Here is a 23,701-nt window from a genome sequence, read left to right on the forward strand (position 1 = left end):
GCCACTGGGTGCGTTCCCCTCCCGCGAAGCGAGAGAGGGGGAAGACGCGAAGCGGCTCAGGGGGTGTTTCATACCGCCGTGTCATCTGTCCAGCCGCCGCCCAGGGCCTTCATCAGCACCAGGCGTGTGTCGAGCTGGCGGGCACGCAGGTCCACGGCCAGGCGGCGCTGGGCCAGCACCTGGCTTTCGGTGCTCAGCACCACCAGGTAGTTGCCCAGGCCTGCGCGGTAGCGCTCCTGCGCAAAGCGGTAGGCCTTTTCGGCGCTGGCCACGGCTTCGTCTTGCAGCGCCTGCTGGCGGGTAAGCGACTGGATGGAGGCCACGGAGTCGCCCGCTTCCTTGACCGCATCCAGCACGGCGGCGTTGTACTGGGCGATGGCGGCGTCCAGCTCGGCAGCGCGGCCGCCCAGCTGGGCGCGCAGGCGGCCGCCGTCAAAGATCGGCAGGCGCAGCGCGGGAGTCACGCCCATCTGGCGCGAGCTGCCGTTGAACAAGCGGTCCAGCCCCAGCGAGTTCAGGCCAATGAAGGCGCCAATGTTGATGTTGGGATAGAACTCGCTGCGCGCGCTGTTCACGCCTTGCGCCGCTGCCTCCACGCGCCAGCGCGCGGCCACCACGTCGGGGCGGCGGCCCAGCAGGTCGGCGCCCAGCACCTCGGGCACGGCGATGGGCTGCAGGGCGGCAAGGCGGGGCGTGAGCTGGGGCAGGGCGTCGGGCGCCTGGCCGGTCAGCACGGCCAGTTGGCGGCGGCCCAGGGTGATCTGCTCTTCGAGCGCCTCGATCTGCGTGCGGGCATCGGGCACGGCGGCCTGGGCCTGTGTCAGCTCGACCTGGCTGTCCAGGCCTGCGGCGGTGCGCTCCTGGGTGAGCTTGCGTTGTTCTTCCCGCTGCGCCAGCGCGCGCGTGGCCACGTCGCGCTGTGCCACCAGCCGGGCCAGCGCCACATAGCTGCGGCCCACCTGGGCAGCCAGGGTGTTGGCGGCGGCAGCCGCATCGGCCTGGGCGGCGCGCGCCTGGCCCAGGGCGGCCTGCAGCTCGGCAGCGTGCTGGCCGAAGAAGTCGGGCGACCAGCTCAGCGTGGCCTGCACGGTTCCGCTGTTGTAGGTGTTGCCTGCCACCGGCGCGGGCACCAGGCCGTTGGCGGTGTAGCGCTGGCGGGTGGCGTCCACGCCCAGGGTGGCCTGCGGGCCGTTGGCGGCTTCGCGCACCTGGCTCAGCGCCACGGCCTGCTCCAGCCGCGCGCGGCTGACGGCCAGGCTGGGGTTGCCTTGCAGGGCTTGGTCGATCAGGGTGTTGAGCTGCTCGTCACCCAGCGCTTTCCACCACTGGCTGGGGGCGGCGGTGTCGGTGGCTGCGGCGTTCAGGCCCGCGGCCGAAGGGGTGGTTTGCGCCAGCGGCGTGTGGGCAGTGCCGGGGCTGGCGCATCCCACCAGCAGGAGGGCTGCGGCCAGCGCCAGGGCCGATACCGCGAAATGGGCCGCCAGGGCCGAGCGGGTGGAGGGCAGGGGGGATGGGGTGTTCACGGGGTTCTCCAGAATGGTTTTGGGGTGTTGTGTGGAGGAAAACGGTGTGGGCTGTCTGTGTGTTCAGTCGGCGTCTGCGCCGCGCTGCTGGCGCAGCGCTTCGCCATTGGCCAGCATGCGGCGCAGCAGGCGCAGCAGCAGTTGCCATTCGTCATGGGTGAAGTCGCTCAGGTGGCCGTTGAGCACGTCGGCCAGCACCGGGGGCACCTGGGCTGCTACCTTGTCGCCCTCGGGGGTGAGCGCCAGTTGCACCACGCGGCGGTCGGTGGTGGAGCGCTCGCGCGCCACCAGGCCCTTGGCCTCCAGGCGGTCGAGCGCGCGGGTCATGGAGGCCGGGTCGGTCTCCAGGTCCCGCGCCAGGCTGGCCACGGTGGTGGTGGGGCAGCGCGAGATCTTGAACAGCGGCAACCACTGGGCGTAGGTCAGGTCGTGGGTGGACAGCTGCGCATCGGCCTGGGTGCGGATGGACGTCATCACCTTGCGCATCAGGTAGCCCACGCTGTTTTCAGGCTGAAGCTGGTGGGGGCTGTAGAAGCCCGGGCCGGGCTGCGACGGCGAGGAGGTGTGGGAAGTCATGGAGGGTGAATTTAATTGACTAGACAATGATTGTCTTGGCAAATAGATAATACCCGTGATGTACTCAGGGTTTTTACGGGGTCATGATTGCTATCAAAGAGATAGCTATAGATGAATACAGACGTGTGCAGGGGACCAATTTGGCATTGAGCCGACGGTACAGCAGATGAGAGTGGGCCGCCCGCGCAGGCCCGTGCAGCGCGTGGACGTATCGGCTATTGACCGGTCAGGCGCTGCGCCCAGGCGGGCAGCGGCTGGGCCAAGGGCGTGACCTGGGCGGGGAAGCACACGGCCACCAACTGCGGCCCGGTGCCGGTGGCCTCGGCAGCGTCATACAGATAGGACACATCGGCCTGCCGAACGGCCAGGGCCAGGTTGTCCATGGTGCGGGGGTAGCGGGCCAGGATGCGTTCGGGCGGCACCGGGTGCCCACCTTCGCGCACGCGCTGCGCCACGCGGGCCAGCAGCCGGGCCGGGTCGTCCAGCGCCACGATGTACAGGGCCACGGTGTAGCCGCAGCGCTGGGCTTCTTCGATCAGCGCCAGTTTGGAGGGGTGCGAAAACACGGTTTCGCTGGCGAAGTCTGCGCCTTCGCGCAGCAGGGTGGCACGACGGTCATCGGCCCATTGGCGGGCGGCTTCGGACCGGGCTTCGGGGTCAGCAATGTGCTGCAGGTGCGCCTGTTCATACAGGTCGGCGTTCACAAACTCCAGCGGCGGACCCAGGATGCCTTCGCGCACCAGGGCGCGGTACAGCGTGGATTTGCCCGCGCCGTTCGGGCCTGCCAGCAGGTGGAACCAGCGGGGTGGCGTTTGGTGGCGGGGCGGTGAGAAGGGCTGCCGGGCGGGGGCCACCATGCAAGGTCAGGCGACAGGGGTGGCGGCTTTGGCCTGGTTCTCCTGCACCACTTCACGCACCCGCTGCGCCAGCGTGCCGCGCGTTTGGGCTGCCAGCAGGCGGGCGGTGAGGGCATCCACCGACGTGGGGGCCGCCAGGGCGGCGGTGCGTGCAGCTGCGGCTTCGTACTGCTCGATGGCGCTGCGTGCTTCCTGCACGCTCAGGCCGGTGTGTTCCACGATCTGGCCCAGCGTGGCCCAGTATTCGATCTGGCTGGCCACCGAGCGGCGCATGGGCTGCGCGGCCTGGCGGGCCTGCTCCACCAGGTGGGCGGGGAGCTTGACGGAAGAAAAGGCAGTGGCGGACATGGCTATCTCCTGATTGGCGCATTTTGCGCCAATCAGGGCGTGAAAGCAAAGTGCTCTGCCGGCCTCACTCTCTCCGTGTAAGGGTATAGGGCGATACCATGCGCGCTCAAACCTTCATTCACCCACTGATTCAGCCTGCAGACTGCCCTATGACCGAATCTCCCTTGCTCGCATCCGCCCCTTCCGCCATCCCACCGCTGCGTTTTGCTGTGATGGGCGCGGGCGCCGTAGGCTGCTACTTTGGCGCCTTGCTGGCCCGGGCGGGCCATGCCGTCACGCTCATCGGGCGGCCCGCCCACGTGCTGGCCGTGCGCGACAACGGCCTGCGGCTGCAGACGGCGGAAATGGACGTGCAAGTGCCCCTGGCGGCCAGCACCGAGGCCAGCGCCGTGCACGGCGCGGACGTGGTGCTGTTCTGCGTGAAGTCATCCGACTCGGAAGACGCGGCGCAGCAGATTCGCCCCCACCTGGCCTCCGGCGCGCTGGTGCTGACCTTGCAGAACGGCGTGGACAACGACGAGCGCGTGCGCGCCGTGCTGCACGCCAGCACCCCCGTGGCAGCCGCTGTGGTCTATGTGGCTACTGCCATGGGCGGCCCCGGGCACGTCGTACACCATGGCCGGGGCGAGTTGGTGATCGCACCTTCGCCACGCAGCGACGAGGTGGCCCGCCAGTTCACGGCGGCGGGCATTCCCACCCAGGTGTCAGACAACGTGCGCGGCGCGCTCTGGGCCAAGCTGGTGCTCAACAGCGCCTACAACGCGCTGTCGGCACTGTCGCAGCAGCCCTATGGTCCGCTGGTGCAGGTGCCCGGCGTGACGCAGGTGATTGCCGACATCGTGGCCGAGTGCCTGGCCGTGGCGGCTGCTGACGGGGTGACGATTCCGGGCGATGTGCAGGCGGCGGTGCGCGGCATTGCCAGCACCATGCCGGGCCAGTACTCGTCCACCGCGCAGGACCTGGCGCGTGGCAAACCCACCGAGATCGACCACCTGAATGGCTACGTGGTCAAGCGCGGCGCCGCTTTGGGCGTGCCGACGCCGCTGAACCACGCGCTGCAGGTGCTGGTGAAGCTGGCCGAGATGAAGCGCGCTGCTGGCTGAACCGGGGGGCCGTCAGGCCAGCGCCGCCTCTTCCAGCAACCGCTCGCGCACTTCCTGCGCGGCCTGCACCATGTGGCGCAGGGCGGCTTCGGTCTCGGGCCAGCCCCGAGTCTTGAGGCCGCAGTCGGGGTTCACCCACAGGTGCTCCACGGGCACCACCTCGGCGGCTTTTTCCAGCAGTGCGGCCATCTCCTGCACTCCGGGCACGCGGGGCGAGTGGATGTCGTACACGCCGGGGCCGATCTCGTTGGGGTACTTGAAGTCCCCAAAGCCCTGCAGCAGCTCCATGTCCGACCGGCTCGTCTCAATCGTGATCACATCCGCGTCCATGGCCGCGATGGCGGGCAGGATGTCGTTGAACTCGCTGTAGCACATGTGGGTGTGGATCTGCGTATCGTTGCGCACGCCGCTGGCACTGATGCGGAAGGCGCGCGTGGCGCGCTCCAGATAGCTCTTCCACCCCGCGCGGCGCAGCGGCAGCCCTTCGCGAATGGCGGGCTCGTCGATCTGGATGATGGCGATGCCTGCGGCCTCCAGGTCACACACCTCGTCGCGGATCGCCCAGGCGATCTGGTCGGCCGTGGTGGCGCGGGGCTGGTCGTCGCGCACAAAGCTCCATTGCAGGATGGTGATGGGACCGGTGAGCATGCCTTTCATGGGTTTGGCGGTGAGGCTTTGCGCGTACTGGGTCCAGGCCACGGTCATGGGCGCAGGGCGGGCCACGTCGCCGTAGATGATGGGCGGCTTCACGCAGCGCGAGCCGTAGCTTTGCACCCAGCCGTTGGCGGTGAAGGCAAAGCCGTCGAGCTGCTCGCCGAAGTATTCGACCATGTCGTTGCGTTCGGCTTCGCCGTGTACCAGCACGTCCAGCCCCAAGGCTTCCTGCTTGCGCAAAGCCAGGGCAATTTCAGCTTCCATCTTCTGTTGGTAGTGGGCCGCATCCAGTGCCCCGCGCTTGAAGGCGGCGCGTGCGGCGCGGATCTCCGCCGTCTGCGGGAACGAGCCGATGGTGGTGGTGGGCAGCAGCGGCAGCTTCAGCCGTGCGCGCTGGGCCTTTTGCCGGGCAGGGAAGGCGCTGGCGCGCTGGTCGGCCCCTGGCGCCGCCGCGGCAATGCGGGCCGCCACGGTGGAGCGGTGCACACGCGGGCTGGCGCGGCGCGCGGCAAGGGCCGTGCGGGCGGCGTGCAGTTCGTCGTCTGCCGCCGCTTCGCCGTGCGACAAGGCGGTGGCAAGCACGCGCAGCTCATCGAGCTTTTCTACCGCAAACGCGAGCCACGACTTCACCTCGCCATCCAGCTGCGTCTCGGCCTGCAGGCTGAACGGCACATGCAGCAGCGAGCACGACGGTGCCAGCCACAGCTCGCCCTGGTGCTTGTCGGCCACGGGCCGCAGCTTTTGCAGCGCCGCATCCAGGTCGGTGCGCCAGATGTTGCGGCCGTCCACGATGCCCACCGACAGCACTTTGTGCGAAGGCAACCAGTCGGCCACGCCCACCAGCTCGTCGGGCGCGCGCACGGCGTCTACATGCAGGCCGGCCACGGGCAGTTGGCAGGCCAGGCGCAGGTTCTCGGCCAGGGGCGAGAAGTAAGTGGCCAGCAGCAGCTTGGGCGCGCTGCGCGCCAGTTGCCAGTAGCTGGGCTCGAACGCATGGCGCCAGGTGTCGGGCAGGTCCAGGCCCAGAATGGGTTCGTCGATCTGCACCCATTCCACACCCTGGGCCTTCAGGCGTGCCAGCACGGCCTCGTACACGGGCAGCAGTTGGGTCAGCAGGCTGAATCGGTCAAAGCCCGCCGTTTTGGATTTGCCCAGCCACAAAAAGCTCAGCGGCCCCAGCAGCACGGCTTTGACGCGGTGGCCCAGTGCCTGGGCCTCAGCCACCTCGGCAAACAGGCGCTCGTTGGCCAGGTGGAACTGGGTGTGGGCGCTGAACTCGGGCACGAGGTAGTGGTAGTTGGTGTCGAACCACTTGGTCATCTCCAGCGCGGGCTGGCCAGCGGTGGTGTGTTTTGCGGTGCAACCGGCGCTGCAGCCTTGGTGGTCGTCTGAGGCGTGCGCCGACACACCCCGCGCCATTGCAAAGTAGCGCGCCAGCTCGGGCGTGTGGGCATCAAAGCCAAAGCGCGCAGGCTCGCAGCCCAGCAGTTGGATGTGGTTGGCCACATGGTCGTACAGAGCAAAGTCGCCCACGGTCACAAATCCCAGGCCCGCATCGGCCTGCGCCTGCCAGTGTTGCTGGCGCAGCTGGGCAGCGGTGGCCTGCAATTCAGCCTCGGTGCTGTCGCTGCGCCAGAAGGATTCGAGCGCGAACTTCAGCGCGCGCTGCGCCCCCATGCGCGGAAAGCCCAGGGTGTGCGTGAGCACGGGGCGGCGGGTGGTTGGAGCGGCGAGCGACATGGTGATTTCCTTCTTCTGAATGGAGCAATGCAATGAAGGCACCGATGGTCGCGCGGGCTCGTTTATTATTCAAACGAAAGTTTTGGTAGTTCAACTTGAAAATTAATAATGAACCAGTCGATTCTGGAAGTGCGCCATCTGCGCACGCTGGTGGCCTTGCGTGACAGCGGCAGCCTGGTGCGGGCCGCGCAGCTGCTCAACCTCACGCAGTCGGCGCTGTCGCACCAGGTCAAGCTGCTGGAAGACCGCTACGGCCAGCCGCTGTTCGAGCGCAAATCGGTGCCGCCGCAGTTCACCGCCGTGGGCGAACGCCTGCTGGCGCTGGCCGATGCCATGCTGCCGCAGGTGGAAGGGGCCGAGCGCGATATTGCCCGCCTGGTGCTGGGGCAGGGCGGGCAGATGCGCATTGCGGTGGAGTGCCACACCTGTTTTGACTGGCTGATGCCCGCCATGGATGCGTTTCGCACCCGCTGGCCTGAGGTGGAGCTGGACATCGTGAGCGGCTTTCATGCCGACCCCGTGGGCCTGCTGCACCAGGGCCGGGCCGATGTGGCGATCGTGTCCGAGGTGGATGCCGACGAGGCGGGCGTGGACTATCACGCGCTCTTTGGTTTCGAGATCCGCGCGCTGCTGGCCAACACGCACCCGCTGGTGGCCAAGCCGCATCTGGTGGCGCAGGACTTCGCCGACCAGACCATCATCACTTACCCCGTGCCCGACGAAATGCTGGACCTGATCCGCCAGGTGCTGGAGCCCGCCGGCGTGCGCCCCCCGCGCCGCACCACCGAGCTGACGGTGGCCATGCTGCAACTGGTGGCCAGCGGGCGCGGCGTGGCGGCGCTGCCGCTGTGGGCGGTGCAGAGTTATCTGGACCGGGGCTATGTGACGGCGCGGCCCATCGGAAGCAACGGCCTGCGCGGCGAGCTGCACGCCGCCTGCCTGCCCAGCCTGTCGGGCAAGCCGTACCTGCAGGATTTTGTGCAGGTGACGCGCGAGACCAGTTTCGTGACGCTCAAGGGCGTGGAGCTGTTGTGACCGGATCGGGCGCGTACTTGTCGCCCACTTCTTCGCGCAGCGGGTGGGTGTCGTAGACGATGTTCATGTCGCGGATGAGGGTGCTGCCCGCGTCGAACGCGAACACATCCACGCAGGTGAACGTCACCTCGCGCCCATCGTTCAAAGTCCAGTCATAGCGGAAATAGGCGGCGACCCGCACGGCGCCGCCGTTGTCTGGTTGCGCGGAGACGAACAGATCCAGCACGGTGATCACGCTGCCGCTGGAAGCCTGGGCGAGCTTTTGGAAAAAGTCGCTCGCGCGCATGGTGCCCAGAAAGGGCGAATGCACCACGCCATCGTCTTCAAAGCAGGCAATCAGCCCGTCGGTGTGGCTGGCGTGCAGGTGGGCAAGGTAGGTGCGGACAGTGTCGATGGGGGTGTGGCTCATACGTGGCGATGCAAAGGGCGTGGAGTGGAGTGCGTAGCGTCGCCAACTCCGCGCCGCACGACAAGAGACAATGGTGGCTTATACATAAAAGGTGTTTATGTATCTGCGCTACCTGCAATACCTCCACGCGGTCATCGAACAGGGCTCGTTCGCCTTGGCGGCCAAGGCCTGCGGCGTGTCGCAGCCTGCGATCAGCCATGGCATGAAAGCACTGCAAGCCCACTTCGCGCAGCCCTTGCTGGTGCGGGAGGGGCGCCGCCATGTGCCCACCGACCTGGCCCGGGCCGTGGCTGTGCAGGCCCTGCCCCTGGCACAAGGGGTGGAGGCGCTGCCCCGCGCTTCGGTGACTGCGGCAGACCAGCATCGGCTGCGGGTGGGGCTCACGTCTTCAGCGGCGCTGGTCTGTGGGCCGCTGCTGTATGCCAGCTGGTGCCTGCCCAACGCCCGGCGCTCCCTGGAGATGGCGACAGCCGATGAAGGCAGCCTGCTGGAAGGCCTGCTGCAGCGGCGCTTTGATGCGGTCATCGCCCCCAAGCCGCGCAACTTTGTGCACCCCGACGTGGTGGAGCGGCCCCTGTACGAGTTGCATCCCCAGGTCTATGCGCGCAAAGGCCACCCATTGGCCCGGGCCCCGTCGCTGGTGCAACTGCAGGGCGCTGCATGGGCCTGTGTGGGGCCCAGCGTTAGCGGGCCGGTGGATGTGTTGACGGAAGCGCACCGTGTGCGCCGCATGCCCGCGCCCAAGATGTCCGTGCGCTGCCCCGACTTTGCCAGCCTGTTGCACCTGGTGGCGCAGTCCGACCTGCTGGCTGTTGTGCCGCACCCTGCGTTGCTGGGCGGTGCGTCCACGCTGGTGGCGCCCCTGCGGCTGGCGGAATCTCTGCCGCTGTATGGCATGTGGCTGTTCGAACCCCGGGGCCACAAGTCACGGCTGGGTCTCGAGGTGTTTGCGCCTGCGGGCTGAGTCTGGCACGCAGGCGTTGACCGAAACATTGCAAGGAGGATCAGTGTTTGAAATTGGTGTTGCAAGACTCCATAATCGCTTTCCTCATCCCTTCACCGAGCCTTTGCACCATGCACCATCCGCAGCGCCGCCCACACTCAGCCCCTTCGTTTGTCCGCCCCCTGATGGCCTCGCTGGCGCTGGCGTTTGCCGCCGCCGTGGCCCACGCTGCGCCGGTGGCTGATGTCCATGCGCTGGCCCAGAAGGAGCAGCAGCCGCTGCTCGACACCCTGCGTGACCTGGTGCACATCGAGTCCGGCAGCAAGGACATCGAAGGCCTGAACCAGATCGCCGAGCGCATTGCCAGCCAGCTCAAGCAACTGGGCGGCACGGTGGACGTGCTGCAAACCAGCGACATCTACCGCCTCGACGACACCCCCGAGAAGGTGGGCCCTGCTGTGCAGGCCGTGTTCAAGGGCACGGGCAGCAAGAAGATCATGCTCATCGCGCACATGGACACGGTGTACCTGAAAGGCATGCTCAAAGGCCAGCCGTTCCGCATCGATGGCGACAAGGCCTATGGCCTGGGCATTTCGGACGACAAGCAGGGCATCGCGCTCATCATCCACACCGTGGCCTTGCTGCAAAAGCTCAACTTCAAGGACTACGGCACGCTCACCGTGCTGATCAACGGCGACGAGGAAATCAGCTCGCCCGGCTGGCGCAGCACCATCACCCGTGTGGCGGCTGAACAAGATGTGGTGTTCTCCTTCGAAGGTGGCGGCACCGACGGCACGCTGCGTCTGGCCACTAGCGGCATCGGGGCGGCCTACCTCACGGTGCAGGGCAAGGCGTCGCACGCCGGGGCCAAGCCCGAGGATGGCGTGAACGCGCTGTATGAGCTGTCGCACCAGCTGCTGCAAATGAAGGATTTGTCCAAGACCGACGAGGGCCTCAAGCTGAACTGGACGGTGTCCAAGGCAGGCACCAACCGCAACGTGATTCCGGCCGAAGCCACGGCCCAGGCCGATGCGCGCGCGCTGCGTGTGGCGGACTTTGACGGGCTGGAGAAAGGCCTGCAAGAGAAGGTCAAGAGCAAGCTGCTGCCCGCATCCAAGGTGGATGTGAAGTTTGAAGTGCGCCGCCCGCCGCTGGAGGCCAGCGACGCATCCCGCCGCGTGGCGGGTTACGGCAAGGTCATCTACCAGGAGCTGGGCATGTCGCTCAATGTGGTGGAAAAAGCCACCGGCGGCGGCACCGACGCAGCGTTTGCGGCGCTCAAGACCAAGGGCGCGGTGGTGGAGGGCATGGGCCTGTCGGGCTACGGCGCGCACTCCAACGATGCGGAGTACGTGCAGATCAACACCATCGTGCCGCGCCTGTACCTGGCCACGCGCATGATCATGGACATCTCGCGCGACCGCGTGAAGTGACGCGCTGAACTGCCCCACACCCTCCCTGTGAGGGCAGCTGCGTTACACAGGGCGCCGTGGCGGGCTCAAGCGCCCGGCGTGCCCGGCACCGGCGTGCGCACGGTGCCGGTTGCAAAGAAGGTTTCCAAGTTCTCCAGCACCAAGTCTGCCATGGCGAGGCGGGTTTCGTGGGTGGCGCTGGCGGTGTGCGGGGTCAGCACCACGTTGTCCAGCGCCATCAGCGCGGCGGGCACGCTGGGTTCGTTCTCAAACACGTCCAGCCCGGCGCCGGCAATGCGGCGCTCGGTCAGCGCATCGATCAGTGCCGCCTCGTCCACCACAGTGCCACGCGCCACATTGATGAGAAATCCGTTGGGGCCCAAGGCCTCCAGCACATCGCGGTTGACGAGGTGGCGCGTTGCAGCGCCGCCTGCAACGGTGAGCACGAGGTAGTCGGCCCATTGCGCCAGCGCGGTCACCGACTCGAAGTAGGGCAGTGCGCATTCCTGCGCCGGGCGGCGGTTGTGGTACCCCACCTCCATGCGAAACCCGCTCGCACGCTCGGCCACGGCCTGCCCGATGCGGCCCATGCCCACGATGCCCAGCCGCTTGCCGGACACTCGGGTGCCCAGTGCGTATCTGGCCTTCGGCCATTCACCACGGCGCACAAAACGGTCGCTGGCGGCCACGTGGCGTGACACATCCAGCATCAGCGCGAACGCCATGTCGGCCACACAGTCGTTGAGCACGCCGGGTGTGTAGCCCACCTGCACACCACGGGCCTTGGCTGCATCGATGTCCAGCGCATCAAAACCCACGCCAAAACTGCTGATGACGTGAAGGTTGGGCAATGCCGCAATGACTTCGCCCTTGAGGCCGATGGCTGCGGTGGTCACCACCCCCGTGAACTCTGCACCGTGCGACGCCAGAAAAGCCGCCGGATCGGGCTGGTCGGCCAGGCAGGCGACGCTGTAACGGGCAGCCAGTTCGACTTCAAGTGCGGGAAGGGGCAGGCGGCCGATTTGCAGGATGCGAGGGGGAGTCGTGGTCATGGTTTCGTGGGGCAACAGTGCCAAAAAATGCAAGGGGCGGCATACGGCGGCACACAGCCGCCCCGATGTGTCTACATCATGCCGCGACGCGCACGGCCTGGCGCGCCAGCAGCTTCCACTGGCCCCCTTGCTGTTGCCACACGCCCAGGATCTTGATCTGCACCTTGCCGGGCTTGCCCGAGTCGTTGGTGTCGGCCGTGAGGGTGTGGCGCACGATGGCGGTGTTGCCCACCACCTTGATGGTCTGGTCGGTGATGGCGATGGTCACGAAGTCGGACTTGCCAGCGATCAGGTCGCCGATGAAGCTGTCCTTGGTGTCCACGCGGCCGCCTGAATGGCCGTAGCTCAGGTCGTCGGCGACGAGGGCGGTCAGTGCAGCGGGCGTGGGGTCGATCATGGCCAGGCGCAGGCGTTCGGCAGCGGCGGCCACGGCCTGCTCGGAAGCGGCCGGTGCAGGGGGCGCTGCGGCGGTGGTCGCGTGGCTGGCGCAGCCGCTCAGCGTGACAAGGGCCAGGGCGCTCGCTGCGGCGAGGATGAGGGTCTTGAGCATGTTGTCTGTCTCCTGATGGTGTTGTGTGTTGGCGTGCCGCGTTGGCACCACACGCCCGTGCACGGCCAGGCGCGTGGTGTGTGGAATCGCTGAAAAAAGGGCCTGGAGAACCAGGCCCTTGGAGGCATCTGTCAGGCCGTGCTTACTGCGGGCCGAGCTTGTCGATCAGCGCCTTGAGCTCTTCCATCTCGCTGGGCTTCAAGTCCGTCAGCGGCGCGCGCACTGGCCCGCCGTCGTGGCCCACGATGCGGGCACCTGCCTTGATGATGGAGACGCCATAGCCTTCCACGCGGTTGCGGATGGCCAGGTAGGGCATGAAGAAGGATTTGAGCAAGCGGTGCTGGGTGGCCGTGTCGTCACTGGCCACGGCCTTGTAGAACTCCATCGCCGTGCGGGGGATGAAGTTGAACACCGCCGACGAATACACCGGTGTGCCCAGCGCCTTGTAGGCCGCCGCATACACCTCGGCCGTGGGCAGACCGCCAAGGTACGAAAAGCGATCGCCCATCTTCATGTAGATGGAGGACATCACCTCGATGTTGCCCACGCCGTCCTTGAAGCCCACCAGGTTCGGGCAGCGGTCGGCCAGGATGGCCAGCGACTCGGCCGTGAGTTTGGTGCGGTCGCGGTTGTAGACGATCACGCCGAACTTCACGCTCTTGCAGACCTGCTCCACATGGGCGATCAGGCCTTCCTGTCCAGCTTCGGTCAGGTAGTGGGGCAAGAGCAGGATGCCGTGCGCACCCAGGCGCTCGGCCTCTTGCGCATGGGCAATGGCCGTGCGGGTGGGGCCACCGGCACCGGCAATGATGGGCACCTTGCCACGGCAGGTATCCACTGCGGTCTTGATGACCTGGCCGTACTCGGGGCCCGAGAGCGAGAAATACTCGCCCGTGCCACCGGCGGCAAACAGCGCGCTGGCGCCGTAGGGGGCCAGCCATTCCAGGCGCTCGATATAGGTCTTGGGGCGGAATTCGCCCTGCTCGTCAAAGTCCGTGATCGGGAACGACAGCAGGCCGGAGCCCATGATGGTTTTGAGTTCTTGGGGAGTCATGTCAGTGCGGGGCGGTAGTTGGAAATGGGAAGGCGAGGGAGGAGGTGTGAGTGAATACTGCATGTCCGAGCAGACTGCCAAAACGCGGCCGGTCTAGGCGCAAAGCGCAGCCATAGCGCGGGCTATGGCGAGCATTTGCAACGACGAGTGGGCGTGTTTTGGCGGGATGAGCGGGCATGAGAGGTTCGCTGACACCTTCTTAGTCGAGCTTGATGTTGGCGGCCTTCACCACGGTGGCCCAGCGGGCGCGCTCCTTGGCGAAGAACTGGTCTTGTTCGGCAGGGGTCATGGTGACCACCTCGGCGCCCTGGCCGGCCAGGCGCGAACGGATCTCGGGCGCGCGAATGGCGGTGATCAGCGCCTTGTTGAGCTTCTGCACGACGGCTTCCGGCGTGCCACGCGGCACCAGAATGCCTTGCCATGTGCCGGATTCGAAACCGGGCACGCCCTGCTCTGCAATGGTGGGCACGTCGCCGATCAGCGGCATGCGCGTGGCCTTGGAGACGCCCAGCACCTTGAGCTTGCCGTTTTGCACGTGGGGCAGGGTGGCGAGCATGCCGTTCATCAGGATCTGCGTCTGCCCGGCCACGGTGTCCTGGATGGCGGTGACGCCGCCCTTGTAGGGGATGTATTGCCAGCGCGCACCGGCGGCGCGTTCCAGTGCCACACCAGCGACATGGGGGGCGCTGCCGGTGGCGGTGACGGCGAAGTTCAGGTCGTTCTTCTTCGAGTACGCCACCAGCTCCTTGAGGTTGCTGACCGGCACCGAGGGATGCACCACCAGCAGGTGGGGCGAGTAGGCCAGCATGGTCACGCCACGCAGGTCCTTGGAGGGGTCGAACGACAGCTTGGTATAGACCGAAGGGCTGATGGCCAGCGCGCCCACGTCGCACAGCAGCATGGTGTAGCCATCGGGCTCGGCTTTGGCCACAAAGTCGGCGCCCAGGTTGCCGTTGGCGCCGGGTTTGTTCTCCACGATGACCGACTGCTTGAGCGCCTCGGACATCGCCTGGCTGATGGAACGGGCAATGATGTCCGAGCTGCCGCCGGGCGGGTAGGGCACCACGATGCGCAGGGTTTTTGCAGGCCAGTCAGCGCTTTGTGCGGTGGCGGAGGCCGCTGCCAGGGTGGCGATGCAGGCGAGAAGGGCGGCTCTACGGCGCAGGGTCATGGAATGTCTCCTGAGTGATGTTGTTAGTCATCGTACAACTAAGATTGCAAAATGGCAATACATGCCGTGAGAATTTTGGGTGGTCTTGGGGCGGATTGAGGGTTTTCACTAGCTCTTTCCTGACCGCATTCCTCCTCTGCTAGGCAGGTGGGGAATCCTTGCAGATTGTTCGTCGAAATTCGGGTAATCCCTGCGTGTGTAAGACAGGCTTGTGGTGACAATGCTGATCTTGTTGTACGACAACATATAACGTATGACAAAACCCAACCGCTCCGCCAACAGCTGGGTGCCTCAGCACACAGCCCGGCAGATGACCATCCACCCACACAACCCGCGGTCCAGGCCCTGCTACCGCGCAGACCCCTTCGGGAGACGGCAATGACCTCTACACCACGCATACGCACCCGGGTGGCACAACTGGCACTGGCAGCCGTTGCCGCCCTGTCCACCCCAGGCGCCTGGGCGGCAACCTGGGTGTATGTCGCCAACGCGGACAGCCAGGATGTCTCGGTGCTGGAACTGGACCGCAGCAATGCCACGCTCAAGCCGGTAGACACCGTGCCGCTGGGCGGCACCGCCATGCCGATGGCCGTGAGCCCGGACAAGAAGGTGCTGTACGTGGCGTTGCGCTCGCAGCCATTCCGAGTGGTGAGCCTGGCCATCGACCCCACCAGCGGCAAGCTGCGCAAGCTGGGCGAGGCCCCGCTGGCCGACAGCATGGCCAACATCGACACCGATGCCACGGGGCGCTGGCTGTTTGCGGCCTCGTACCCCGGCCACAAGATCACGGTCAACAGCATTGGCAAGGATGGGGCGGTGGGTGCGGTGCAGCAGCTCATCCCCACGGCGCCCCACGCGCACGCCATCCACGCCGATGCGGCCAACCGCCATGTGTTTGCCACCAGCCTGGGGGGCGACAACCTTTCGGCCTGGCGTTTTGATGCCGAGAGCGGCAGGCTCACCGCCCATGAACCCGCGCTCACGCAGGTTGCTCCCGAAAAATCCGGCCCGCGCCACTTTGTGTGGGATACCGCCCAGCGCACCATGTATGTGCTGAACGAGCTGGATGCCGCCGTACATGTGATGGCTTACGACAAGGAGCGCGGCACGCTGCGCCCGGTGCAGCACACCACAGCACTGCCCGCAGGCTTTAAAGGCAAGCCCTGGGCCGCCGACATTCACCTGTCGCCCGACGGCCGCACGCTGTATGCGTCCGAGCGCACCTCCAGCACGCTCAGCAGCTTCCGCGTGGATGCCGCCACCGGCCAGCTCCAGCCGCTGGGCCAGGTGCCCACCGAGAAATCACCGCGCGGTTTTGCGGTGGATTCTTCAGGCCGCTTTCTGATCGCGGCAGGGCAGGAGTCGCACCACCTGGCGCTACACCCCATCGACCCCGCCACCGGCATCCCCGGCACGCCCACGCGGGTGCCGGTGGGCAAGAACCCCAATTGGGTCGAGATCGTCGATCTGCCCTGAGCGTCCATTGCATTGCACGCGCCAGCCGCACCGGCTTTTTTGCGCTCCGTTTTTCTATCGCCGTTCCGTTCACCATCCACAAAACACCCAGGAGACACCACCATGCAACGCAGAACTCTCATCCACACCGCCGCCCTGGCGGCCGCAGCCTTCAGCACCCTTGTCAGCCTGCCCGCCACAGCCCAGGGCACCTGGCCCACTGGCAAACCCATCACCTACATGGTGCCGTTTGCCGCAGGCGGCACCACCGACACGCTGGCGCGGCTGATTGGCCAGCAACTGGGTACAGCCCTGGGCACCACGGTGGTGGTGGAGAACAAGGGCGGCGCGGCGGGCAGCATCGGCTCTGAAGCTGCTGCGCGCTCTGCGCCGGATGGCTACACCCTGCTGGGCGGCACCGTCAGCTCGCACGCCATCAACGTGAGCCTCTACCCCAAGCTGGGCTACGATCCCATCAAGTCCTTCAGCCCCGTCACGCTGATCGGCACCAACCCGGTCGTGCTGGTGGTGGCGGCCAACAGCCCTTACAAAACCCTCAAGGACGTGCTGGCGGGGGCGAAAGGCAAGCAAGGCGGCCTGTCGTCGGCCTCGGCCGGCACAGGCAGCTCGCAGCATTTGGCCGTGGAGTTGCTGGCCTACAAGTCGGGCGTGAAGTTCACCCACATCCCCTACAAAGGCAGTGGCCCGGCCATCCAGGATGTGATCAGCGGCCAGGTGGACATGATGTTTGACACCACGGTGGTGGCCGCGCCGCACATCCAGAGCGGCAAACTGCGCGCCATTGCCGTCACCTCACCCCAGCGCCTGGCCTCCATGCCCGACGTGCCCACCGTGGCCGAGTCCGGCGTGGCAGAACTCAAGGACTTCCAGGTGCAGTCCTGGCAGGCCATCTTTGTGCCGGCTGGCACGCCCACGCCGGTGGTCACGCGCCTGCACGACGAGATCCGCAAGATCCTGGCCCAGCCGGACATGCAAACCCGCCTGAAGGGCTTTGGCATGGAGCCCGCCGACATGACCGTGGCCCAGATTGCTGCGTTCCAGAAGGCCGAAGTCGAGAAGTGGGCTCAGGTTATCAAGGCCGCCAATATCAAGGTGGACTGAGCCACCCGGTAACCCTTATCTCCCCGTGAAGACTTGGCGGAACCGCCTTCGGGCCGTTCCGCTTTTTTTATCGCTGCGCAGGCTGTGCGTCGGCTGCTGTGCCGGTGCCCGCGAGTTTGCGCGGGGCGAGTACCCAATCCTGGTGTTGCCCCGTGAGCAGCAAAAACATCGCAAACACCGGCCCCTGCATGTTGCGCTCGTCGGTGGTGCTCTCCAGCGCCTGCCACGTGCGCGACTGCACGCCGCCCCGGCTGCCCGTTTGTAGCGGGTAGCCCATCAGCTCCGCTGCCTGCGCCTGACTCAGGCCAGCGGCAACACGCGCGGCCTTGAGTTGGTCGCCGGTGGGAGCGGGCATGTGCAGCGGGGTAGGTGGCAAAGGCGCTTCAGGGGTCATGGCGGGCTGAATGGGGCTGAGGATCTGCAGGTTCGCTATATTTTATGTAGCTTATGACGCTTTATGGATAAGCGCTAGAGGCCAATCTGATTGAAATTCAACCATCGGCAACACGCTGCGGTGGCTACTCTGCCGTGGTCAAGTTATGTTCGTTCAGCTGCGCTAGGTACGACTCGGGCTCGATGTTGGTGTAGTTGGGCACATCGGCCATCAGCGCCGCTGCCGTCTGCTTGGCGGCCGTCTGCGCCTGCTTCAGGTCGCTGAAGAACGCGTTGGTGAGCGCCACCACCTGGCCCGGGCGAGGCTCGCCAGGGTAGAGCACGCGGTCGCTCTCCAGCCGCAGCAGGCCCAGTGGCTGTAGTGCCGCGCGGGCAATGCGCATGTGCTCGGAGTGGTAGTAGTCGTGGTTGAAGGTGGCGTCTTCACGCCAGCGGTAAACGGCGGTGACTTTGATCATTGGTGCGATTCCATCCAGTGGTTGAAACCCGCCACCGTAGGGACAACACACCCGCCGCACAGCCGCGTGCGCGACAGCGTGTCGCCCATGTGGCTCGTATCCGTCCTCGCCGACTCAGTCTTCTTCCGATTCGCCCAGGAACCCGCCGCTCTGGTGCCCCCACAGCCGGGCGTACACGCCGCCCTGGCCCAGCAGCTGGGCGTGGGTGCCTTCTTCGACGATGCGGCCTGCGTCCATCACGATGAGGCGGTCCATGGCGGCAATGGTGGACAGGCGGTGGGCAATGGCGATTACCGTCTTGCCTTGCATCAGCCCGTCCAGGCTTTGCTGAATGGCGGCTTCGACCTCGGAGTCGAGCGCGCTGGTGGCTTCGTCCAGCAGCAGGATGGGCGCGTCCTTGAGCATCACGCGTGCAATGGCCACGCGCTGGCGCTGGCCGCCCGAGAGTTTGACGCCGCGCTCGCCCACATGGGCCTCATAGCCTGTGCGCCCCTGCAGGTCGGTGAGCGTGGCGATGAAATCCGCCGCCTCGGCGCGCTCGGCCGCCTGGTGCAGGTCGGCCTCGCTGGCGTCGGGGCGGCCGTACAGGATGTTGTCGCGCATGGAGCGGTGCAGCAGCGAGGTGTCTTGCGTGACCATGCCGATGTTGCGGCGCAGGCTGTCCTGCGTGACATGGGCGATGTCCTGCCCGTCGATCAGGATGCGGCCCGACTGCACGTCATGAAAGCGCAGCAGCAGGTTGACCAGCGTGGACTTGCCCGCGCCCGAGCGGCCAATCAGGCCGATTTTCTCGCCGGGGCGGATGGTCAGGTTGAGCCGGTCGATGACCGGGCGGGCCCCGGGGCCGCTGCCGTAGGCAAAGGTCATGTCCTCAAAATGCACTTCGCCCTGCGTCACAACGAGTGGTTTAGCGTCGGGCGCGTCCACCACGGTGCGGGGTTTGGTCAGCGTGTTGATGCCATCCTGGATGGTGCCCACGCTCTCGAACAGGGTGGTCATCTCCCACATCACCCAGTGGGCGTGGCCGGACACGCGCAGGGTCATGGCGGTGACGGCGGCCACGGCACCTGCACCGACTTCGCCCGCCGACCACAGCCACAGCGCGGTGCCGCAGGCGCTGAGGATCATGGCGACCACCAGGATGTGGTTCACGATCTCGAACCGGCTCACCAGGCGCATCTGGGCATAGCCCGTGAGCTTGAACGCGTCCATGGCGGCACGCGCAAATTCAGACTCGCGCCGCGTGTGCGAGAACAGCTTGACGGTGGCGATGTTGGTGTACGCGTCGGTGATGCGCCCGGTCATCACAGAGCGCGCATCGGCCTGCGCCTTGCCCACTTTGCCCAGGCGCGGCACAAAGTACCAGCATGCCAGGCCATAGGCCACCATCCAAGCGGCAAAAGGCGCCAGCAGCCGCGCGTCGAACCCGGCCAGCAACACGAGGATGGTGACAAGGTAGATGCCCATGCCGATCACCACGTCGGTGGTCGTGAAGATCATGTCGCGCACGGCAAGGGCCGTCTGCATGATCTTGGTGGTGATGCGGCCCGCAAACTCGTCCGCGTAGAACGCCATGCTCTGGCCCAGCATCAGCCGGTGAAAGTTCCAGCGCAAGCGCAGTGGGAAGTTGATGGCCAGCACCTGGTGCTTGATGCTGGTCTGCACGGCCACCAGCAGCACCGAGGCCAGGAGCAGGGCGGTGATGCCAATCAACTCTCCTTTGCGCTCGGCCCACAGCGCACCCGGGGCCGTGCTGGAGATCCAGTCCACCACATGGCCGAGCACCGCAAACAGCAGCGCTTCATAGATGGCAATGGCCGCAGACAGGCCTGCCATGGCTGCTACATAGCCACGCAGGCCACGGGTGCCATCCCACACAAAGGCCATGAAGTCTTTGGGGGGCAGGTGAGGTTCGGCGGGGGGATAGGGGGGAAGGCGGCTTTCGAAAAAACGGAACAAAGTCAGAACTCCTTGTCCACCATGGTACGTGCGGTGGTACCGCTCTGTGGCGCCCGGCCGCAATGCACTCAGGACCATGAGGGTCAGCCCCATGGGTGGGGAATTGGGGTAGGAGCAGGCCCCTACGCCGACGGTTTGTAGACCACGCGGATGCGTGGCACCTGCTTCACGCCGGGCTGTTTGGTCAGAAAGCCGTACAGAAACTCGGTCAGGCTTTTTTCGCACAGCGCCAGCACGGCCGGATCGGACGCCATGGCCTCGCCCTGCTGGCGAGCGCGTTTGGCGGCCTCCTGACTCAGCTTGATGACAGCGCCCTTGTTGTCGGTCAGCAGCCCGCCCGAGAGGATGCGGTGCTGCAGGTTGGTAACGGCTGGTGCGGCCACCAGCGTGGGGCGGTGGATGTGCACCTCGATGCCGCCGTTGGTGGCGTGCAGCTCGTAGCTTTCGGGGCGCAGGTCAAAGCCGAAGGCGTATTCGGCGGTGTAGGTGATGGCTACTACACCGGTGGATGCGATGCCCAGCACCGATTTTTCGATGATCTGCGTGGCTCCTTCTTCGCGGACCACGGTGGCGGCGAGCAGCTTCATCTGCTCGGCCAGCGTCTGTTTGCCTGCGGTGAGGTAGCTGGTGTAGCGGGTATAGCCCAGCAGCGCATTGTTGAGTTCGGTCACTTGGCGCTGCAGTTGTGCCGTCTGTGCCAGGGCACTGTCAACGCGGTGCTGCGCCCACCAGCTGGCCGCGCCTGCGGTGAGCAGGCACACGGCCAGGGCCGCACAAGAGATCCAGGCAATGCGTTTCATCAATGGGGTACAGCGCAGGGCGTGTGGTGGCCAACAGGTCGCTTGCGGGCGCCCACCGTTAGACGAGCAGCGTGACCACCACGATCACCACGCCCAGGGCCAGATTCACGCCCACCCAGCTGCGGATGCTGCCCAGGGCCTTGCCGCCGGCGGGCCAATCCGATGCAGCCACCGCCCGCTGCAGGCGTCGGAACAGCGCAAACCGGATGTGCCCGAAGATGACCATCATCGCCAGGCCCAGCGTGGCCATGATGGTCCAGTCCAGTGGCATGGCAAAGCTGCCCCCGGCCTGCACCGTTTGTTTCGCCACGCGTCCGATCATCCACAGTCCGCTGCCCAGCACCACCAGCACGGCCACACCCACGGCAGCGAAAAAGCGCTGCAGCACATCGTGCATGAACCGCACACGCTGCGGGGGCTCCAGCGACTGCGCTGCGGGGCGCAAAAAGAAATGGGCAAACACCATGCCACCGATCCACACGATGATGGACAGGACATGGGCGAGCTGGAGCGCGTTGTAGAGCATGGCGTGGAACGTTTGGAATAAAGGGTTTGGGTGGAAGTAAAAGAGAGAGGGCGCGGCGGGTCTGCTCAGCAGGCTGGCGGTGCGGCAGCCAGCGTCAAGGCACCAGCCCATCCCGGGGTGAAGCCACTCGCACCTGGTTGCCGCCGCTTTTCTTGGACAGGTACATCGCCTCGTCGGCATGGCCCAGCAACCGGTGTTCTTCGCCCCCGTGCTCGGGGTAGATGGCCACGCCGATGCTCGGCTGGATGCTCAGGCGGATACCTTCCAGGTCAAATGGCTGGCCGAAGGCTGCCAGGATCTTGTGGGCCGCTGCGGCGGCGTGTTCGCGGGCATGGCCGCCTTCGAGCAGCACCACAAATTCGTCGCCGCCCAGGCGTGCGACGGTGTCCGAGCCGCGCACGCACTCCAGCAGCCGCTGGGCCACCCGCTGTAGCAGCAGGTCGCCCATGGCATGGCCCAGGGTGTCGTTGACCTGCTTGAAGTCGTCCAGATCGAGGAACAGCAGCGACAGCAGGCTTTGGTCGCGCCGCGCGCGGGCCAGTGCGGTCTTGAGTCGGTCCAGAAACAGCTGGCGGTTGGGCAGGTGCGTGAGCTGGTCGTACTGCGCCATGTGCTCCAGGCGCTCATGCATCTGCTTGCGCTCGATGGCGGCTGCGACCTGGGTGGAGACAAACTGCAGCAGCTCCTTGTCTTTTTCGGTGTAGCGGGCCTGCTCGGTATAGCTTTGCAGCACCAGCGCACCGATGGCGCCTTTCTGGGTTTGCAGCGGCACGCCCAGCCAGTAGAGCGGTGCGTGTTCCTGGGGTAGCTGCCGGCGCAGTTGCGCGGCGCGGGGGTCGGCGCTGTCGGGGGTATCGGGCGTCAACAGAAGGGTGCTGCCGCTGTGGATCACCTCGGCACACAGCGCATCCTGCACTGGCGCCGGGGGCGTGGGGGCGGCGCCCGGTTCGTTGACGTGGTACGGAAAACTCAAAGAATCACTGCAGGCGTCGTAGAGCGCGACCGCGAAGTTGGTCGCAGGCAGCAGGCGCCCGATGATCTGGTGAATGTGCTGGAACAGCGCCTGCAGGTTGTGTGTGGTGTGAGCGGCTTCGGAGATGGCATAGATCACCGCCTGCATGGACTCGGTGAACTTGCGCTCGGTGATGTCGTGCGCCACCGCCAGTCGCCGCTGCTTGTCAGGCAACCAGCGCGCAGTCCAGCGGACGTGCGCGATGGAGCCATCCTTGCGCACATAGCGGTTTTCAAACTGCAACTGCAGATGGCCATCCATCACACGCTGCGCCTGGCTTTGGGTGACTGCCAGGTCTTCGGGGTGCACCAGGTCGAACATGCGCTTGCCAATGACTTCCTCGGGGGCGTAGCCAAAGATGCGCTCGAACGCCGGGCTTACAAACTCAATGGTGCTGTCCACATGGACGACGCAGACCGCGTCGAGCAGCAGGTCCACCACGTTCTCAGAAGGGATGCTTTGCATGAAGGGTAGCGCGCACAAGGTGCCAAGAAGACCCATTGTGCCGTGCGCCCCCTTGTTGTGCGGCATGGATGCAGCCCGCAACCCAAGGGATATCCATTAGGCGGTTGCTGAATGCTATCCAATTGATAGCTGTTAGCGCTTGTGGTTAAAGCGCTGGATGCACTTTTTATGTGTACTTTTCTTCCAGCGCATCCCAGGCCATTTTTTGGACCAGCCGCTGGCGCTCGGCAAACGGCGCCACCAGGGCGGGGTCTTCATCAATGCGTTGGGTGTCGCGCAGCACGGTCAGCGCCTTCTGCATGCCCGCCACCGCGCCCTGCAGCGCGGCGTTGGCGTACAGCACCAGCCCGTAGCCCAGGGCGGCCAGTTCTTCGGCGCTGGTGATGGGCGTCTTGCCGCCGATCACCATGTTCATGAGCTGCGGCGCTGCCAGCCGCTGGGGCAGGGCGCGGATCTCGTCCAGCGTGGTGACGGCTTCGACAAACAGGATGTCGGCACCGGCCTCCTCAAACCGCTGGGCGCGCTCCACGGCGGCCTCGAAGCCCTGGGTGGCGCAGGCATCCGTGCGTGCCAGGATGAGGGTGTTGGGGTCGCGGCGCGCGTCCACGGCGGCTTTGATCTTGCCCAGCATCTCGTCGGTGCCGATCACCTCCTTGCCGCTGAAATGCCCGCAGCGCTTGGGGCTGACCTGGTCTTCGAGCTGGATGCAGTCGGCACCTGCGCGCTCCAGCGTTCGCACCGCATGGTAGGTGTTGAGAGCGTTGCCAAAGCCCGTGTCGGCATCCACGATGAGCGGCAGGTGCTCCACCGCGTCGCGGATGCGGGCCGTGTGGTCTGCAATGTCGGTGAGGCCCATGAAGGCCTGGTCGGGCAGGCCGAACCACATGTTGGTGACACCTGCGCCGGTGATGTAAATGGCTTCAAAGCCCAGGTCGGCCACGACACGGGCGGAAAGCGCGTTGAACGCGCCGGGCACGATGACACCCCGGCGGGCGTGGGCCAGGGCCTTGAGTTGTTGTTTGGTCTTCATGAATTGCAAGGGATTTGGTTTGCTACTGTTTTTGTAGCTATTAAGGCTTGATGG

The 23,701-nt window shown here is 66.0% G+C and carries 23 protein-coding genes; 6 read left to right on the plus strand and 17 right to left on the minus strand.

The features are described from left to right. Positions 1-68 precede the first annotated feature (68 nt). The 4 genes from C8C93_RS06205 to C8C93_RS06220 all read right to left on the minus strand — a co-directional run bounded on the left by C8C93_RS06205 (position 69) and on the right by C8C93_RS06220 (position 3,304). Entirely contained in the window at positions 69-1,523 is a 1,455-nt protein-coding gene (locus tag C8C93_RS06205; protein WP_233559244.1) for an efflux transporter outer membrane subunit, read from the minus strand. 63 nt (positions 1,524-1,586) lie between these two features. Continuing rightward, positions 1,587-2,099: a MarR family winged helix-turn-helix transcriptional regulator gene (locus C8C93_RS06210; RefSeq protein WP_121420256.1), complete on the minus strand. Its 513-nt coding sequence runs from the start codon at positions 2,097-2,099 to the stop codon at positions 1,587-1,589. Positions 2,100-2,314: 215 nt separating this feature from the next. Then, a complete protein-coding gene (locus tag C8C93_RS06215; protein WP_121506269.1) occupies positions 2,315-2,956 on the minus strand; it encodes a zeta toxin family protein in 642 nt (213 codons plus the stop codon). A 6-nt stretch (positions 2,957-2,962) separates the two neighbouring features. Further along, the gene (locus tag C8C93_RS06220) at positions 2,963-3,304 is read right to left on the minus strand and encodes a hypothetical protein (RefSeq protein ID WP_121506270.1); all 342 of its coding nucleotides are present in this window, start codon (positions 3,302-3,304) and stop codon (positions 2,963-2,965) included. 149 nt (positions 3,305-3,453) lie between these two features. On the opposite strand from C8C93_RS06220, the gene C8C93_RS06225 reads away from it, so the two are divergent. Beyond that, positions 3,454-4,407 carry a ketopantoate reductase family protein gene (locus tag C8C93_RS06225; RefSeq protein WP_121506271.1) on the plus strand — a complete coding sequence of 318 codons (954 nt, stop codon included), beginning with the start codon at positions 3,454-3,456 and terminating at the stop codon, positions 4,405-4,407. Between the two features lie 12 nt (positions 4,408-4,419). Here C8C93_RS06225 and metE read toward each other — a convergent pair whose 3' ends face one another. Further along, the gene (gene metE / locus C8C93_RS06230) at positions 4,420-6,801 is read right to left on the minus strand and encodes a 5-methyltetrahydropteroyltriglutamate--homocysteine S-methyltransferase (RefSeq protein ID WP_121506272.1); all 2,382 of its coding nucleotides are present in this window, start codon (positions 6,799-6,801) and stop codon (positions 4,420-4,422) included. A gap of 108 nt (positions 6,802-6,909) precedes the next feature. On the opposite strand from metE, the gene C8C93_RS06235 reads away from it, so the two are divergent. Further along, complete coding sequence (locus C8C93_RS06235; RefSeq protein ID WP_121506273.1) at positions 6,910-7,836, plus strand: LysR family transcriptional regulator; 927 nt, start codon at positions 6,910-6,912, stop codon at positions 7,834-7,836. On the opposite strand, the gene C8C93_RS06240 is transcribed toward C8C93_RS06235, so the two are convergent. Continuing rightward, positions 7,814-8,245: a nuclear transport factor 2 family protein gene (locus tag C8C93_RS06240; protein WP_121506274.1), complete on the minus strand. Its 432-nt coding sequence runs from the start codon at positions 8,243-8,245 to the stop codon at positions 7,814-7,816. The genes C8C93_RS06235 and C8C93_RS06240 overlap by 23 nt on opposite strands. A gap of 97 nt (positions 8,246-8,342) precedes the next feature. On the opposite strand from C8C93_RS06240, the gene C8C93_RS06245 reads away from it, so the two are divergent. After that, positions 8,343-9,209 carry a LysR family transcriptional regulator gene (locus C8C93_RS06245; RefSeq protein WP_121506275.1) on the plus strand — a complete coding sequence of 289 codons (867 nt, stop codon included), beginning with the start codon at positions 8,343-8,345 and terminating at the stop codon, positions 9,207-9,209. Between the two features lie 110 nt (positions 9,210-9,319). After that, positions 9,320-10,621, plus strand: a complete 1,302-nt coding sequence (locus C8C93_RS06250; protein ID WP_121506276.1) for a M20/M25/M40 family metallo-hydrolase — start codon at positions 9,320-9,322, stop codon at positions 10,619-10,621. Between the two features lie 65 nt (positions 10,622-10,686). On the opposite strand, the gene C8C93_RS06255 is transcribed toward C8C93_RS06250, so the two are convergent. The 4 genes from C8C93_RS06255 to C8C93_RS06270 all read right to left on the minus strand — a co-directional run bounded on the left by C8C93_RS06255 (position 10,687) and on the right by C8C93_RS06270 (position 14,427). Beyond that, positions 10,687-11,652 carry a 2-hydroxyacid dehydrogenase gene (locus C8C93_RS06255; protein WP_121508667.1) on the minus strand — a complete coding sequence of 322 codons (966 nt, stop codon included), beginning with the start codon at positions 11,650-11,652 and terminating at the stop codon, positions 10,687-10,689. 76 nt (positions 11,653-11,728) lie between these two features. Then, on the minus strand, positions 11,729-12,202 hold the full coding sequence (locus tag C8C93_RS06260; protein WP_121506277.1) for a nuclear transport factor 2 family protein: 474 nt from the start codon (positions 12,200-12,202) through the stop codon (positions 11,729-11,731). 142 nt (positions 12,203-12,344) lie between these two features. Beyond that, the gene (gene kdgD / locus C8C93_RS06265; RefSeq protein ID WP_121506278.1) at positions 12,345-13,256 is read right to left on the minus strand and encodes a 5-dehydro-4-deoxyglucarate dehydratase; all 912 of its coding nucleotides are present in this window, start codon (positions 13,254-13,256) and stop codon (positions 12,345-12,347) included. Positions 13,257-13,455: 199 nt separating this feature from the next. Beyond that, positions 13,456-14,427, minus strand: a complete 972-nt coding sequence (locus tag C8C93_RS06270; protein ID WP_121506279.1) for a tripartite tricarboxylate transporter substrate binding protein — start codon at positions 14,425-14,427, stop codon at positions 13,456-13,458. A gap of 378 nt (positions 14,428-14,805) precedes the next feature. Here C8C93_RS06270 and C8C93_RS06275 point away from each other — a divergent pair, with 378 nt between their 5' ends. Then, the gene (locus tag C8C93_RS06275; protein ID WP_121506280.1) at positions 14,806-15,903 is read left to right on the plus strand and encodes a beta-propeller fold lactonase family protein; all 1,098 of its coding nucleotides are present in this window, start codon (positions 14,806-14,808) and stop codon (positions 15,901-15,903) included. A 102-nt stretch (positions 15,904-16,005) separates the two neighbouring features. Continuing rightward, on the plus strand, positions 16,006-17,004 hold the full coding sequence (locus C8C93_RS06280) for a tripartite tricarboxylate transporter substrate binding protein (RefSeq protein WP_121506281.1): 999 nt from the start codon (positions 16,006-16,008) through the stop codon (positions 17,002-17,004). Between the two features lie 67 nt (positions 17,005-17,071). On the opposite strand, the gene C8C93_RS06285 is transcribed toward C8C93_RS06280, so the two are convergent. The 7 genes from C8C93_RS06285 to C8C93_RS06315 all read right to left on the minus strand — a co-directional run bounded on the left by C8C93_RS06285 (position 17,072) and on the right by C8C93_RS06315 (position 23,647). Then, a complete protein-coding gene (locus tag C8C93_RS06285) occupies positions 17,072-17,359 on the minus strand; it encodes a helix-turn-helix transcriptional regulator (protein WP_233559245.1) in 288 nt (95 codons plus the stop codon). Between the two features lie 163 nt (positions 17,360-17,522). Then, positions 17,523-17,855, minus strand: coding sequence for an EthD family reductase (locus C8C93_RS06290; protein WP_121506283.1), 333 nt, complete (start codon positions 17,853-17,855; stop codon positions 17,523-17,525). Between the two features lie 114 nt (positions 17,856-17,969). Continuing rightward, the gene (locus C8C93_RS06295) at positions 17,970-19,814 is read right to left on the minus strand and encodes an ABC transporter ATP-binding protein (RefSeq protein WP_055397816.1); all 1,845 of its coding nucleotides are present in this window, start codon (positions 19,812-19,814) and stop codon (positions 17,970-17,972) included. Between the two features lie 122 nt (positions 19,815-19,936). Then, a complete protein-coding gene (locus C8C93_RS06300) occupies positions 19,937-20,614 on the minus strand; it encodes a hypothetical protein (protein WP_121506284.1) in 678 nt (225 codons plus the stop codon). 58 nt (positions 20,615-20,672) lie between these two features. Next, complete coding sequence (locus C8C93_RS06305; protein ID WP_121506285.1) at positions 20,673-21,140, minus strand: CopD family protein; 468 nt, start codon at positions 21,138-21,140, stop codon at positions 20,673-20,675. A gap of 94 nt (positions 21,141-21,234) precedes the next feature. After that, the gene (locus C8C93_RS06310; protein ID WP_121506286.1) at positions 21,235-22,617 is read right to left on the minus strand and encodes a diguanylate cyclase domain-containing protein; all 1,383 of its coding nucleotides are present in this window, start codon (positions 22,615-22,617) and stop codon (positions 21,235-21,237) included. Positions 22,618-22,783: 166 nt separating this feature from the next. Beyond that, on the minus strand, positions 22,784-23,647 hold the full coding sequence (locus tag C8C93_RS06315; RefSeq protein ID WP_121506287.1) for an oxaloacetate decarboxylase: 864 nt from the start codon (positions 23,645-23,647) through the stop codon (positions 22,784-22,786). Between the last annotated feature and the right edge of the window lie 54 nt (positions 23,648-23,701).

This window comes from Acidovorax sp. 93 (assembly GCF_003633835.1).
In the GTDB taxonomy this organism is placed as follows: Bacteria; Pseudomonadota; Gammaproteobacteria; order Burkholderiales; family Burkholderiaceae_C; genus Acidovorax; species Acidovorax facilis.